The organism is Streptomyces sp. NPDC053665 (assembly GCF_055585285.1).
Map to the genome: position 1 here is coordinate 963,746 of NZ_JBVJKK010000001.1, position 13,714 is coordinate 977,459.

Here is a 13,714-nt window from a genome sequence, read left to right on the forward strand (position 1 = left end):
CGCGTACGACAGTCACAAGGGGGCCCGTCCGGCGGGTCCTGTGTCCCCCATCCGATCACATCACGCCTCAACGGACGTGGAAGACCGGACCCCTGGGGCTGAACGGGAGCCGCGCTCCCTGCGGCACCAGGTAGGCGTGCTCGCGGCGTACGCGCAGTGTGTCGCACCAGCCGTCGGTGATGATCAGCACGGGCGCCCCGGGCGGGAAGTCGCCGGCGCGGTGCAGCAGGTCGACGCCCGGTTGCAGGACGGTTCCGCCGCGTCCGTGCACCCGCACCCGGCCGGCGATCTCGCCGACGGGCAGATACCCGGCGTCGTGCGGGGCGGCGTCGCAGAACACGACCCGGGCGGCCGGCACGTCGCGGGCCCCGGCGTAGGAGGCGATGGCGCCCAGGGCCTTGCCGAGCAGGGTGCGGTCCATGGATCCGGAGGTGTCCAGGACGACGCCGAAGGTGCAGCGGGCGACCTCCTCGGGCGGGAAGTACCGCCCGGCACGCGGGATGCCGGGCGTGGCCGCCTGACGCCGGGAAGGGCGCGCGTAGGTGCGCAGCGGCTCGGGGCGGGGCACGAACTCGTCGAACCAGCGAGCGAGTCGCGCGTCCCAGGGCAGCGGCGGATGGGACAGCGCCCGGATCTCCTCGACCAGTCCGCCGGGCAGGAAGCCCCGCTCCTGCCGGCGGTGCAGGTCCAGGCCCTGGGCGAGACCGCGGCGGTAGAAGGCGTCGAGGTCGACGTAGTCGCGGGGCGAGCCCAGCGGCGCGCCGAGCACGTCGCCGACGCCCTTGCCGCGCAGGGTGGCCAGGCGGCGTGCGCGGCGCAGGTCGCCCGCGATGCGGTCGTAGACCTCCTCGGCGGACAGCCCGGCCAGTGCGGGGTCGTGGAGCAGCCCCTCGGGCATGGTGCCGATCTGCATCTCGGTCAGCCAGCCGTTGATGACGTAGTCGCAGGCGACGTTGAACAGGTACGGGTCGCGGGTGCCGCAGCGGTCGCCGTGGCGCAGGGCGGCGTGCAGCATCTCGTGGGCGAGGACGAAGCGCCATTCGTCGTCGTCCAGCCGGCGCAGGGGGTTGAGGTAGATCTCGCCCGCCTCGGCGTTGACGGCGGCGACGGCGATGCCGTGGGCGCGCGCCAGTTCGGCGTCGGCGACCAGCTCGATGCCGGAGGCGATGCCGCCGAGAAGCGGGTAGGAGGAGATGAACCAGCTCAGGGCCCGCTGCCAGGGGCGCCGGTGGGGCGCCTCGGCGTCCAGGGTGTCGCGCCGGCCGCCCGCCATGTCCATCGCGGCGGAGACGGTCCGGGTCAGGGCGGTGGCGAAGGCCAGCTGCCAGTCGGGGGGATGCGACCAGCCCACCCACGGCACGAGCACCTGGTCGGGTTCGTCACCGGCCGTGCCGCAGCGGGTGTACGCGGCGGGCAGGCCGTCGCGCCGCCAGCGGGCGGCGAGCTGCTCCTCGTCGCCGTCCGGGTAGGAGGCGGGCAGGTGTTCCGGGGTCCGGCCGACGGTGAAGCCGAGCAGGAAGCGGTTGACGACGACGCAGCGGGCGGCGAGGTCGAAGGCGTCGGGTTGGACGCGTGTGCCCTTGACCGCCGGGACGTGCCCGAAGCCGAGGTGGAGGACGGCGTGCGCGAGCGCCCAGGCCCAGTCGGCGGGTTCGGCGAGCCGGTCCGGGTGGACGTGCAGGTCGCCGTCGGAGTCGACGGCGACGAGTCCGCCGCGCGGGGCGAGACCGCACTCCTCCCGGCGGCAGATGTCGAACTCGACGGCCGCCAGGGCCGGGTTGGCCTTGAGCAGGCGCACTCCCTCGGCGAACGCCTCACCGGCGAGGTCCCGCTTCTTCTTCTTGACGGGGCCGCGGCTCACCGCCGCGCCTCCACCAGCCGGGGCATGTCCCGGGCCGCCTCGACGAGGAACCAGGAGGGCAGCACCGGGTTGCCGTCGCCGTCGGAGGCGATGACGGTCTGGGCGACCTCGACGGAGATCTCCGCGAGCTGCACCAGCAGCGACTTGGCGCGGTAGGCGGTCTGGCGGCCGCCCGCCGACATGTGCTCGCGGCTGGCGGGCAGTTCCTTGACCAGCCGGCCACGGAAGGAGTCGGCGAGGTAGAAGAGCAGGTCGCGGTCCTCGGGGCGGTTCGGCCAGCGGGCGTCGCCCCTGATGATCGCCTCGATGCCGTACCGGCTGCGGACGATCTTGGCGTATCCGCAGAAGGCGGTGGCGTGCGCCGGGGTGAGGGTGCCGTGCGCGAGGACCTTCAGGGTGTCCTCGTCGAGGTCCGGGCCGAAGGAGTGCAGGGCGTCGGAGAGCATGTGCCAGGAGCGGGGCGTGGAGAACGGCTCCTCGGTCTTGGGCGGCTTGGACCACAGATGGTCCGGCCGGTCGGTGAGGTGGTCCACGACCCAGGGGTGGATGCCGTTGCCCTGGGCCCAGGCGAGCCAGTCCGCCGCCGAGACCTCCAGGTGCACGTGCGTGAGCCGGTTGACGAGCGCGGAGGCGATGGGCCGGGCGAGGGCGTTGTCGGTGGCGCGGTTGCCGGCGCCGATGACGAGGGAGCCGGGCGGCAGTTCGTAGTCACCGATCCGGCGGTCCAGGATCAGCGAGTAGAACGCCTTCTGCACATCGGGCGTGGCGGCGTTGAGTTCGTCCAGGAACAGGCAGTAGGGCTCGTCCCGGGCGATGGCCTGCGGCGGGCAGAACACCGAGCGGCCGTCGCGGATCTGCGGCACGCCGATGAGGTCCTCGGGGGCGAGCTGGGTGCCCAGCAGGCTCACGCACTCCAGGCCCAGCGACTCGGCGAAGTCCCGTACCAGGGAGGACTTCCCGATGCCGGGTGCGCCCCAGAGGAACACCGGCCGCACGGTGGCGAGGCCGAGCAGCAGATCGGGGACGCGGGAGGGTGTGACGGTGACGGCTGCCTGCACAGCAGCTACTCCTCGGAGGGTGGGAAGGACGCGCCGGTGCGCGGCGCGGCGTACGACACCGACAGTGTGCGCGTACGGCCTGCGCGGCGCAGCCCGATTTCAGGCGGCGCGCTCCTCCTCGCCGGACTCCAGGGGCACTTGCGGCCCGTTCGACTCGCGCAGCCAGCGGCGCAGCACCCGGTGCACCTGCTCGGCGCCGACCAGCGCCTCACCGGGCCGCACCGGCGCCGACAGGGCGCAGGGCGACAGCAGGAACGGCTTGCCCTGGGCGCCGCCGAGCCCGCCGTGGGAGCCGATCTGCTCCTCGAAGGCGAGGACTTCGCCGTCAGCCGGGTCGTGGAAGGAGTTGACCATGATGTCGGCGGCGTGCGGGAAGGAGTGCGTCCGGCGCACCGCGTCGGCGGCGCCCTCCCCGAACGGCGCGAGGGGCCCCGGGTTCTGGTCCAGGTCGGCGAGCGGTATCTCGGCACCGTAGGCGCCGAGGACGACTCCGCCGTGCTCCTCGCTGCGCACCAGCAGGAAGCCGATGCCGGGATGGTTGGCGAGGGTCGGCAGCAGCGCCGGGTGGCGGGCGTCGATCTCCTCCTTGCTCATCCGGTGCGGCACGTCCGGGAAGGAGATCAGGCCGAGGTTGCCGGAGGCCAGCACGATCGGCTCCTCGCTGCGTGCGGGGCGGTGGCGCTCGCCGCCGTCCTCCACGCGGATGCGCAGCGCGGCGCGGACGGCGGCCCGGGCCTCCGCGCCGCTGCGGGTGCGTTCGGCCTTGCGCGGCACGGGCATGCCGCAGCCGGCCCGCACCAGGTCGCCGAGGGTGAGGCCGTAGCGGGAGCGGAACGTCTCGCCGGGGCTCTGGCCGTGGTCGGACAGCACGACGATCCGGTAGGGGCGCGGGGCGTGCTCGGCGACGTTCTCGATCAGGGCGAGGGAGCGGTCGAGCCGTTCGAGGACCTGCTGCGTGTCGCGGGACGCGGGGCCGGAGTGGTGGGCGACCTCGTCGTAGGCCACGAGGTCGGCGTAGACGGCGGTGCGGCCGGCGAGCATGTCACCGGTCACGGCGGCGACCACCACGTCCCGCTCGACGACGGTCGCGAAGGCCCGCACCAGCGGGTAGAGGCCACCGCGGGAGACCCGGGGGCGCTGCTTGCGCAACCGGGCCCGGACCGACTGGCCGATCTCCCGGCCCACCTCGGCGATGAACGACAGGGCGGTGCGCACGGCGTTGGCGGGGTCCGAGAAGTAGGCGAAGTAGCCGTCCCGGGAGCGGTTCTCCCGGCTGCGGCGGCGGGCGGCGATGGAGAGCACCAGGGCCTGCTCGTCGGCCCCGCCGCTGAACAGGTTGCCCCGGCTGGCTCCGTCGACGGCGAGCAGCCCGTCGTGCCCCGCGTACCGCACGGCGCGGCGCTGCAGTTCGACCGCGCTGGTGGGCCGGTTGCAGACGACGATCTCGCGGGTGTCCTTCTCGTACCAGCGGAACGCCGGCACGTCGTGGTTGCTGCCGTGCAGGATGCCGAGCTGGCTGGCGCCGGTCTGGCTGGACCAGTCGGTGCGCCAGGGGGTGAGGCGGTGGCGGCCGTCCTCGATCCAGCGGGCGACGGTGGGCATCAGGCCCTTGCCGATCGCGTCCAGCAGGGTGTCGTGGCCGACGCCGTCCAGTTGCAGGAAGACCGTGCCGGGCGTGGACGGGCTGGGCGGTCCGGAGCGGCGGCGGCGGTCGGAGAGGCGGTACAGCCGGCGGCGGTAGGCCTCGTCGTCGCGCACGGCGAGGCCGGCGCCGGTCGCCGACGCCACGGCCGACATGACGGCGGCGACCACGACGGCGGTCTCCGGGGCGGCGGCTCCGCGCTCGGCCGGGTTCAGGTTGAGGGCGAGCAGCAGCAGGGCGCCGTTGAGGAAGAACACCAGCAGGCCGAGCACCAGCGCCGGCACGAGGAGCAGCAGCCGCACCAGCAGCGGCCACACCAGCGCCGACAGCAGGCCGAAGGCGCCCGCCCCGAAGGCGGCGGTGACGGCGATGTCGGTCGCGCTGGCCCCGTCCTCCGAGCGGAGCCGGAAGTCCGGCAGGATCCCGGCGAGCACGAGCATGGTGACGGTGGAGACCGCCCATACGCCGATGCTCCGCCCGACCTGACTGGCGGCTCTTCGCCACCGCACGCCCCGCACTCCCAGCCACCTCACGTCCCGGCCCGCACCCACGGGCTTCCTGGTCACAGTGTCTCAACGCACGCGGATGCCCGTTCGCCTCCCGCGTGCCGCCTGCCGTCGAGGCCGCTCGCCTTCCCCGCCGGGACGGCACTCACGCACGGCGGCTCAGTCGTGGCCGCACGGTGGGCCGGGGCGCTCGGGCCCGGTGGGCGGGTCCGCTCGGGCCCGGTGGGCCGGGGCGCTCGGGTTCGGCGTGCCAAGTGGTCAGCGCCCGTCGTAGCCCGCCGTCGGCATCGACAGACGGCGGTGCACGCACGCCTTCATCTCCGCGTCGTACGCCGGTTCCGCGTGCCCCACCGTCTCCACGCGCACCCCGCGACGGGCGCACTCGGCGGCGAACTCCTCGACGGAGGCGAGCGCGCTCTCCAGGACCCGCCGGCTGGGCGCCACGAACACGTCGTGGCCGGGCCGCACGCCGTCCCACAGCGCGCCGTGGTCGGGCCGCAGCCCGCGCACCAGTAACTCCCGGCTGACCACGTACCCCCGCTCGGCGGCCCAGCGGGCGCACATCGCGTGCTGGCTGCGGGAGTCGACGAGGAAGGGATCCTCGTCCAGCTCCTCCAGCGGCGTCAGACTCGCGATCGCCGTGACCCGCACCGGCCCCATGGCGTCCCCCCTCACCTCCGTTCTCGCCGCCGACCCTACTCCTGCACGTAGGCTTCGGGGAGTCGCGCGAAGGAGGCAAAGAAGTGCCGGTGGAGATCACCTGGTGGGGTCACGCCACCTGCACGGTGGAGGACTCGAACGTACGGGTGCTCACGGACCCGTTGTTCGCACGCCGGCTCGCCCACCTGCGGCGCCGGCGCGGGGCCGTGCCGCCTCCCGCCGCGCACCGGGCCGACGTGGCCCTGGTCTCGCACCTGCACGCGGACCACCTGCACGTGCCGTCCCTGATGCGCCTGGAGCCCGGCACGCGCCTGCTCGTGCCCCGGGGCGCGCGCCGGGCCGTGCCCGGTCTGCGCCGGCTCACGCACCTGCGGATCGGCGAGATGGCCCCGGGGGACGAGACGCGGGTCGGCGACGTCGTCGTGCGGGCCGTGCCGGCACGGCACGACGGGCGCCGGCTGCCGTTCGGGCCGCACCGCTCCCCCGCCCTCGGCTATGTCATATCCGGCGAGTCCCGGACCTACTTCGCCGGGGACACCGGCCTGTTCGAGGAGATGGCGAAGGAGGTCGGGCCGGTCGAGGTGGCGTTGCTGCCGGTGGGCGGCTGGGGGCCGTACCTGGGCGAGGGGCACCTGGACGCGGGCCGGGCGGCACAGGCGCTGGCCCGGCTCGCGCCGCGCAGTGCCGTGCCGGTGCACTACGGCACGTACTGGCCGATCGGCATGGACGCGGTGCGCCCCCACGAGTTCCACACGCCGGGGCACGAGTTCGTGCGGATGGCCGCCCGGCACGCGCCCGGTGTGGCGGTGCACCGGCTCGACCACGGGCAGAGCGTGCGGCCGGAGGTCGCGCAGTGAGCCGGTCCGCCGAGGTCTCCCTGCTCGCGGTGTCGGCCGTCACCCCGGCGTCCGTGGTGCCGGAGGCGACACAGCAGGCGATCGGGTATCCGACGCTGTTCGTGCTGGTGCTGGCCGGGGCGCTGGTGCCGGTGATCCCGACGGGCGCGCTGGTGAGTTCGGCGGCGGTGGTGGCATTGCACCGGACGGCGCCGTTCTCGCTGGCGATGGTGTTCGTGACGGCGTCGCTGGCCGCGTTCCTGGGGGACGCGGCGCTGTACTGGCTGGGGCGGCGCGGACTGACCTCGAAGAACGGCTCGCGGTGGCTGGAGGGGATCCGCCGGCGGGCGCCGGAGGACCGGCTGGAGCAGGCGCAGGAGAAGCTGGCCTCGCACGGGGTCGCCGTGCTGGTGCTGTCCCGGCTGGTGCCGGCGGGGCGCATCCCGGTGATGCTGGCCTGCCTGCTCGCCGAGTGGCCGCTGCGGAGGTTCTCCCGGGGGAACTTCCCGGCCTGCCTGGCCTGGGCGGTGACGTACCAGCTGATCGGGATCCTGGGCGGGTCGCTGTTCGCCGAGCCGTGGGAGGGCGTGGTGGCGGCGATCGGGGTGACCCTGCTGATCAGCGTGGTACCGGGTCTGGTGCGGCGGGTGCGGCGGGCACGGTAGTCCTGGGGCGCCCTGGCGCTGGTCCCGGGGCGCCGGGCGGTGGTCCCGGGGCGCCCGGGCGGTGGTCCCGGGGCGCCCGGGCGGCATGCGGTGGCGCCGCGCGTCCTACAGGACCTTGGAACCGCCCACCGGCAGGTCCCAGAGGTCCTCGCGGGGCAGGCCCGCCTTCTCCCAGGCGGCGCGCACGCGCGTGAGGGGCTCCATGACCGGTTCGGCGGACAGGACGAAGGTGCCCCAGTGCATGGGCGCCATCCGGGCCGCGCCGAGGTCCTGGGCGGCCCGGACCGCTTCCTCGGGATCGCAGTGCACGTCGCTGAGCCACCAGCGCGGGTCGTAGGCGCCGATGGGCAGGAGCGCGAGGTCGATGCCCGGGTAGCGGCTGCCGATGCGCGAGAACCAGTGGCCGTAGCCGGTGTCGCCCGCGAAGTAGACGCGCCGGCCCTCCCTGTCGGTGAGCACCCAGCCGCCCCAGAGGCTGTGGCAGGTGTCGGTGAGGGTGCGCTTGGACCAGTGGTGGGAGGGCACGAAGTCGAAGCGGACGCCGTCGAGTTCGGCCGCCTCCCACCAGTCGAGCTCCGTGACGCGGGTGAAGCGGCGGCGGTGGAACCAGCGGGCGAGCCCGGCCGGGACGAACACCGGGGTGTCGCGCGGCAGTCGGCGCAGCGTCGGGGCGTCGAGGTGGTCGTAGTGGTTGTGGCTGATGACGACGGCGTCGACCCGGGGCAGGTCCTCCCAGGGCACGCCCACGGGGGTGATGCGGGCCGGGGTGCCGAGGATGCGGCGCGACCAGACCGGGTCGGTGAGCACCGTCAGTCCGCCGATCCGCACGACCCAACTGGCGTGTCCCGCCCAGGTGACGGCGACCGTACGGGCGTCGACGCGGGGCAGCGGGGCCGGGGCGTAGGGCAGCCGCGGGATGTCGGCGAGGCCCTCGGGGCCCGGTCGCACGGCGCCCTCGCGGGCGAAGCGGGCCATGGCCTTGAAGCCGGGCAGCGGGGCGGTCAGCCGGTCGTGGAAGGCGCGCGGCCAGACTCTGCGCTCGGCCAGCGGCCGGGGTTCGGCCAGGGGCGGGCCGGGCGGTGCGAGCGGCGAGGGGAGGGCCGGTGCGTGCCCGTCCGGCGCGGTCGTGCTCGTCGTCGACTCGGACTGCTGCGTCATCGCGGAGGCTCCCATCGCCGAGCGTCGTCGCGGAGATCGTCGAAGACCGACTTCAGTTGGACCAACGCGCGTTGCACGTGCGGCAGTTCCAACGGCCTGGGGGTGGTGAGACATTCCGCGCGCTCGGTGTCGGAGCCGTTCACCAGCGCGCCGGTGCACAGCCGCACGCGCGGGGCCTGGAGGTCGTCGCCGAAGCGGTGGCCGCCCGGGGCGGGCATGCCGAGCCGGTCGGTGAGGAAGTCCTCCAGCTCCTGGGCGTCGCCGACGCCGTGCAGGTTCAGCGCGTCGCGCAGGGGTGCGAGGTCGACGTACAGGTGACGCCCGGCCCGCGGGGGCCGGGCCAGGGCGCCCGCGCCGACGACGGCGGAGTGCGCGGCGGCGGCCAGGTGCGCGTGCAGGCGCACGGTGGCGGCCACGCGCGCGGTGACGGGCTCGGGTTCGGACAGCGCGTACGCGGCGGCCGCGGCGACCGGGGCGGCGACACGGGCGTCGAGGGCGGTGAGGACGTCGAGCACGCGCGCGTGGAGGCCGTCCCCGTCGCCTCCGGCCGGGAAGCGGGCGACGGCGGCCGGCCAGCCGGGCGGGAGCAGGGCGCCGGCCAGGTCGCTGACGACCGTGACGCGGTCGGGCAGCATCTCGGCGGGGCTGAGCAGGACGGTGCCGTGCGGGTCGTGCAGGGTGTCGCGCCAGGTCTCGTCGCTGACCAGGTGCAGGCCCTCGCCCTGGGCGGCCTCGACGGTCTCGTGCAGCAGTTCGGGCGGGGCGACACCGGCCGTGGGGTCGTCGGCGACGGACAGCACGAGCAGCCGCGGGTCGCCGCCCTCGGCCCGGACGCGGCGCACCGTCTCCAGCAGGGCGTACGGGTCGGGGACGCCGCCGCTCTCCGGCGGGGTCGGTACGTGGAAGGCGGGGCGGCCCAGCAGCCGGGCGTACGGCGCCCACCAGGCGGCACAGGGCCGGGGCACCAGGACGTCCCCGCCGAGGGCCGCGGTCAGGGCGAGCAGCAGGGTGGGGGCACCGGGTGCGGCGGCCACGCGGCCGGGGTCGCAGTGCAGTCCGCGCCGGTCCCAGTAGCCGCAGGCGGCTTCCCGCAGGGCGGGGCCGCCGCCGACCGGTTCGTGGCCACCGCGGGCCGCGGCGGCGGCGAGCACGGCGGACAGCTCCGGCAGGACCGGCAGCCCGTCGTCCGGGAGCGGGGGCCCGAACCGGACGGGGCCGTGGCCTTGCGGGTCCGTCCGCCGCATCCGTACCTCCGCAGTGCGTGGTGCCGCCGTGTGGTGCCGCCTCGGCGCGAGCGCCGCTCCGCTCCCCCGTTCCCCGCGGGTCGCCGGGTGGGCGGCCGGGCCTCCACGGCCTCTGAGTACCCACCCGGACTCCGTCTCATGGGCTGCGGACGGGGTCGTGACGGTCACAGCATGGACGGGGCCGGGCCGGGGAAGCGGGGGGCTCGTGAGGTGGGGCGAGGGCGTGCGTCGGGTTCGTGCCCGGGCCGGGCCGCACGCGGCCCGGGTCGTCGTGCAGCGGGTTCAGCGGTACGAACCGCTCCGTCGGGTGCGCAGCCGGTGCACGGCGGCGCCCAGGGCGCCGGCGATCAGGACACCGCCCGCGGCCAGCGCCGGCACGGAGTCCGTGAACGCCCCGCCGTCGCCGGCCCGTACCCCGCGCTGGACGGGCGCCTCGCCGCACCGGGCCGGGTCCGGCGCGTGGTGGGGGGACGGCTCGGGGCAGGGCCGGTGCGTGGGCGGGTGGGGGCCGGAGCCGTGCAGGACGGTGAACGTCGCGCTCCACTCCTTGCCCTGCCCTCCGGGAGCCGCCGGGCAGGTGCCGTCGACGGTCCAGGCCGAGTCCTCTCCCCCGGCGTGCGCACCGCCCGTCAGGTCCCCGGCCGGGGCGATGACGGCGGTGCCGCGGTAGACGGGCGCGGTCCCCTGGCCGCCCGTGTCGTCCTCGGCGGTCCAGTCGGAGCCCTCACCGGGAAGTCCGGGGTCCTCCGCAAGCGCATCGGGGTCCTCACCGAGTTCCGGGTCCCCGGCGAGCAGGTCGGGGTCCTCGCCGAGCAGTCCCGGGTCCTCCGCGAGGAGCTCGGGGTCTCCTCCGGGAAGCCCGGCGTCCTCCTCCGGCAGCCCGGGGTCCTCCTCCGGGACCTCCGCGTCCTCGGCCAGCGGATCCGCGTCCTCCGCGAGGGGATCGGTGTCCCGCGCGAGGAGGCCGTGGTCCGCCCCGGCGTTCTCGGCGGTGGCGAGCGCCGCCGTGCCGGTACGGGCCGGATCGGCACCCCACTCGGCGGCCCCGTGGCCGCCGGTGCCCCCGCCGCCGACCAGGCGCAGGGACACGGTGCCCTCGGCGAAGGCCTCCGAGGTCGCCTCGATGCTCCCGGGCGGCGGCCCGCCGGTCGGATCGCAGCGGACCGACACGGTGAGCGTGCCACCGGGTTGCACGGTGGCGGGGCTGACCTCGGCGGCCGGCTCCGCGAAGGCGGGCGGGCAGCACACGAGGGCGGTTCCGGCGGCGACGGTCACGGTGAGGGCGTGCAGGGTGCGGCGCATGGAGGGGACTCCTTCGTTCGTCATGCCCCTCTGCCATGACAGCCCGGGCCCGTCGGCACCGCGCGGAACGGGACCCCATTAGCGGGACGGCGCCCGCCGATCGGGTGACTCGGACCCCGCCTGGGCGACGTCCCGCATGACCTGGTCCCGCACCCGCCCGCAGCAGCGGCTGAGCAGCCGGGAGACGTGCATCTGCGAGATGCCCAGTTCCTCGGCGATCCGGCTCTGCGTCATGTCCTTGAAGAACCGCATGTACAGGATCGCCCGCTCGCGCTCGGGCAGTGCCGTCAGCCGCGCCCTGACGGCCTCGCGGTCCACCACGGTGTCCAGCGCGGCGTCGGGGGTGCCCAGGACGTCGCTCAGCGAGTAGCCGTCGTCGCTGCCGGGCAGTTCCGCGTCGAGCGACAGGGCCGTGAAACCTCCCAGCGCCTCCTGGCCGGTCCGGACGTCCTCCTCGCTCAGGCCCGTGTGGGCGGCGATCTCCGGGACGGTGGGACGGCGGCCGGGTGAGACCTGGGACAGCTCGCGGGAGGCGGCCCGCACACGGTTGCGCAGTTCCTGCACCCGGCGGGGCACGTGCACCGTCCACATGTGGTCGCGGAAGTGCCGCTTGATCTCCCCGGTGACGGTGGGGACGGCGTAGCTCTCGAAGGCGTTGCCGCGGGCGGGGTCGTACCGGTCCACGGCCTTGACCAGGCCGAGGGCCGCGACCTGGCGCAGGTCCTCGTAGCTCTCGCCGCGGCTGCGGAAACGGCCGGCGAGCCGGTCCGCCATGGGCAGCCAGGCCTCGACGACGGCGTCCCGCAGGGCGTCGCGCTCGGGACCGGCGGGCATCGAGGAGAGGCGGGCGAAGGCCTCCGCGGTGTCGGGGGCGTCGTGGTGGGGGTGCCTGGCACTGGTGCGGGTCGGCATGATGCGTCCCCATTCCCTGCTGGTTGCTGCGGGGCGGGCGGTCACCGCGGGGAGCGAGGCGCGTCGGCCGGACGGACGGGGTGCCGCCGATGGCGGCCGGGCCGCTCCCGCGCAGGGTGCCTCCAGTCCGAAGCACTCCTGTCCGCCTGCCCCTCGCGGGCCGTCCCAAACCAGGGCGAAGCGCCGCCGGTGCTTCGGCGCGAAACGGTGCGTACGCCGCGATCCGGTGGTGCGAAAGCGGTGTCGTCCGCCGGTGTCCGGGTACGCGGTGCGGGCCCCCGAACGTCTGGAGGGAGACATGCAGCGAGGAAGCGACCGGCTGAGCGTCCACCGGGACGACGAGATGAAGCACGAACTGCAGGGTCTGCTCAGGTCCGGGCACCCGACGCGTGCGGAGGACTGGCACGACCCGGAGCCGTACGCCGAGGACGATCCGGAGGTGGCGTACGGGCCGGTGACACCGAGCCGCGCCCCGAGCTCCCTGGAGTCGGTGCGGCTGGATCTGGCCCGCATCCTCGGCCGCAGGGCGTTCCCGGCGCACGCGCGGGAGCTGGTCCGCGCGTTGCGCGACCGGCGGGCGCCCGACGCGCTGGTCGAGGCCGCGGAGCGGCTGCCGCGCAAGGAGCACTACGGCAGCGTGCAGGAGCTGGCCGAGGCGATGGTCCGGGTCCGGGAGACGGGCCCGCAGGAGTACGCGTGAGGAACCGCTTCGGGGGCACCGTGGCGCGCCGCGGTGCCCCACCGGCCTGGAAGGGGACGGAGGCCCGCGAATGGCCGAGTACGTGAAGGACGTGATGACGCCGGGCGTCGTCGCCGTGCGCCCGGACGCCTCGCTCGTCGAGGCGGCTCAGTCCATGCGCACGCAGAACATCGGCGACGTGGTGGTGGCCGAGGGGCAGGACGTGATCGGTGTGCTCACCGACCGGGACATCGTCGTCCGGGCGGTCGCCGACGGTCTCGACCCGGCGACGGTGAGCGTGCAGGCCGTGTGCACGAAGGACCCGGTGACCGTCACGCCGGAGGACCGGGTGGCGACCGCGGTGACGCTGATGCGCGAGCACGCCGTGCGCCGGCTGCCGGTGGTGGAGAACGGGCTCCCGGTCGGGATCGTCAGCCTCGGCGACCTGGCCGAGGCCGAGGACCCCGCCTCCGCCCTCGCCGACATCAGCCGCGCCGAGCCGGACGGCCCGACGGGCGTCTGACCACCGGCGACGACGAGTACGACGACGACTCACGACGACGACTCACGACGAGAACACGCAGATCGAGAAGGGACAGGGAACATCATGCGCATCGCATTTCTGGTCGCACCCGAGGGCGTCGAGCAGGTCGAGCTGACCGACCCGTGGCAGGCCGTGAAGGACGCGGGCCACGAGCCCGTGCTGGTGTCGACGCAGGACGGTGAGATCCAGGCGTTCAACCACCTCGACAAGGCCGACACCTTCCCCGTGGACGAGGTGGTGGGCGAGGCCGCGCCGGGGTCGTTCGACGCGCTGGTGCTGCCCGGCGGCGTGGCGAACCCGGACTTCCTGCGGATGGACGACAAGGCCGTCGCGTTCGTGCGGGACTTCTTCGAGCAGGGCCGGCCGGTCGCGGCGATCTGCCACGCGCCGTGGACTCTGGTCGAGGCGGACGTGGTGCGCGGCCGGGTGCTGACCTCGTGGCCGAGCCTGCAGACGGACATCCGCAACGCGGGCGGCACCTGGGTCGACCAGCAGGTCCAGGTCTGCGACCACGGGGCGAACAAGCTGGTCACCAGCCGCAAGCCGGACGATCTGAAGGCGTTCTGCGAGACCTTCCTGGAGGTCTTCACCAAGAGCGCCGCCTGACGCCTGACGCAGCGGCGCACGCCCGCGCGGGGACCGGGCCG

General features: G+C 75.1%; 13 protein-coding genes. 5 read left to right on the forward strand and 8 right to left on the reverse strand.

Translation table 11 applies throughout. From position 1 onward, the window contains the following. Positions 1–67 precede the first annotated feature (67 nt). The 4 genes from ACZ6ZN_RS04130 to ACZ6ZN_RS04145 all read right to left on the reverse strand — a co-directional run bounded on the left by ACZ6ZN_RS04130 (position 68) and on the right by ACZ6ZN_RS04145 (position 5,727). Entirely contained in the window at positions 68–1,861 is a 1,794-nt protein-coding gene (locus ACZ6ZN_RS04130; protein ID WP_469642921.1) for a vWA domain-containing protein, read from the reverse strand. Then, complete coding sequence (locus tag ACZ6ZN_RS04135) at positions 1,858–2,919, reverse strand: ATP-binding protein (RefSeq protein ID WP_398109444.1); 1,062 nt, start codon at positions 2,917–2,919, stop codon at positions 1,858–1,860. The genes ACZ6ZN_RS04130 and ACZ6ZN_RS04135 overlap by 4 nt, the downstream gene beginning before the upstream one ends. Before the next feature lie 99 nt (positions 2,920–3,018). Further along, complete coding sequence (locus ACZ6ZN_RS04140; protein ID WP_469643947.1) at positions 3,019–5,079, reverse strand: alkaline phosphatase family protein; 2,061 nt, start codon at positions 5,077–5,079, stop codon at positions 3,019–3,021. Positions 5,080–5,325: 246 nt separating this feature from the next. Further along, positions 5,326–5,727, reverse strand: coding sequence for a hypothetical protein (locus tag ACZ6ZN_RS04145; protein WP_398109445.1), 402 nt, complete (start codon positions 5,725–5,727; stop codon positions 5,326–5,328). Positions 5,728–5,810: 83 nt separating this feature from the next. Here ACZ6ZN_RS04145 and ACZ6ZN_RS04150 point away from each other — a divergent pair, with 83 nt between their 5' ends. Continuing rightward, positions 5,811–6,584 (forward strand): MBL fold metallo-hydrolase, encoded by a 774-nt coding sequence (locus ACZ6ZN_RS04150; RefSeq protein ID WP_451878899.1) that lies wholly within the window; start codon positions 5,811–5,813, stop codon positions 6,582–6,584. Continuing rightward, a complete protein-coding gene (locus ACZ6ZN_RS04155; RefSeq protein ID WP_398109447.1) occupies positions 6,581–7,228 on the forward strand; it encodes a DedA family protein in 648 nt (215 codons plus the stop codon). Before ACZ6ZN_RS04150 ends, ACZ6ZN_RS04155 begins: the two co-directional genes overlap by 4 nt. A 105-nt stretch (positions 7,229–7,333) precedes the next feature. Here ACZ6ZN_RS04155 and ACZ6ZN_RS04160 read toward each other — a convergent pair whose 3' ends face one another. The 4 genes from ACZ6ZN_RS04160 to ACZ6ZN_RS04175 form a co-directional block, all read right to left on the reverse strand. Continuing rightward, positions 7,334–8,386: an MBL fold metallo-hydrolase gene (locus ACZ6ZN_RS04160; protein WP_469642924.1), complete on the reverse strand. Its 1,053-nt coding sequence runs from the start codon at positions 8,384–8,386 to the stop codon at positions 7,334–7,336. Continuing rightward, positions 8,383–9,630, reverse strand: coding sequence for an aminotransferase class I/II-fold pyridoxal phosphate-dependent enzyme (locus ACZ6ZN_RS04165; protein ID WP_469642926.1), 1,248 nt, complete (start codon positions 9,628–9,630; stop codon positions 8,383–8,385). The genes ACZ6ZN_RS04160 and ACZ6ZN_RS04165 overlap by 4 nt, the downstream gene beginning before the upstream one ends. 282 nt (positions 9,631–9,912) lie before the next feature. Then, a complete protein-coding gene (locus ACZ6ZN_RS04170) occupies positions 9,913–10,932 on the reverse strand; it encodes a hypothetical protein (protein WP_469642928.1) in 1,020 nt (339 codons plus the stop codon). A gap of 78 nt (positions 10,933–11,010) precedes the next feature. Further along, positions 11,011–11,844, reverse strand: coding sequence for an RNA polymerase sigma factor SigF (locus ACZ6ZN_RS04175; protein WP_469642930.1), 834 nt, complete (start codon positions 11,842–11,844; stop codon positions 11,011–11,013). Positions 11,845–12,142: 298 nt separating this feature from the next. Between ACZ6ZN_RS04175 and ACZ6ZN_RS04180 the strand changes: the two genes are divergently transcribed. The 3 genes from ACZ6ZN_RS04180 to ACZ6ZN_RS04190 all read left to right on the forward strand — a co-directional run bounded on the left by ACZ6ZN_RS04180 (position 12,143) and on the right by ACZ6ZN_RS04190 (position 13,673). Continuing rightward, positions 12,143–12,544, forward strand: a complete 402-nt coding sequence (locus tag ACZ6ZN_RS04180) for a DUF2795 domain-containing protein (protein ID WP_398109452.1) — start codon at positions 12,143–12,145, stop codon at positions 12,542–12,544. A 70-nt stretch (positions 12,545–12,614) separates the two neighbouring features. Then, complete coding sequence (locus ACZ6ZN_RS04185; protein ID WP_451878904.1) at positions 12,615–13,046, forward strand: CBS domain-containing protein; 432 nt, start codon at positions 12,615–12,617, stop codon at positions 13,044–13,046. A gap of 84 nt (positions 13,047–13,130) precedes the next feature. Beyond that, positions 13,131–13,673: a type 1 glutamine amidotransferase domain-containing protein gene (locus ACZ6ZN_RS04190; RefSeq protein ID WP_469642933.1), complete on the forward strand. Its 543-nt coding sequence runs from the start codon at positions 13,131–13,133 to the stop codon at positions 13,671–13,673. Positions 13,674–13,714 lie beyond the last annotated feature (41 nt).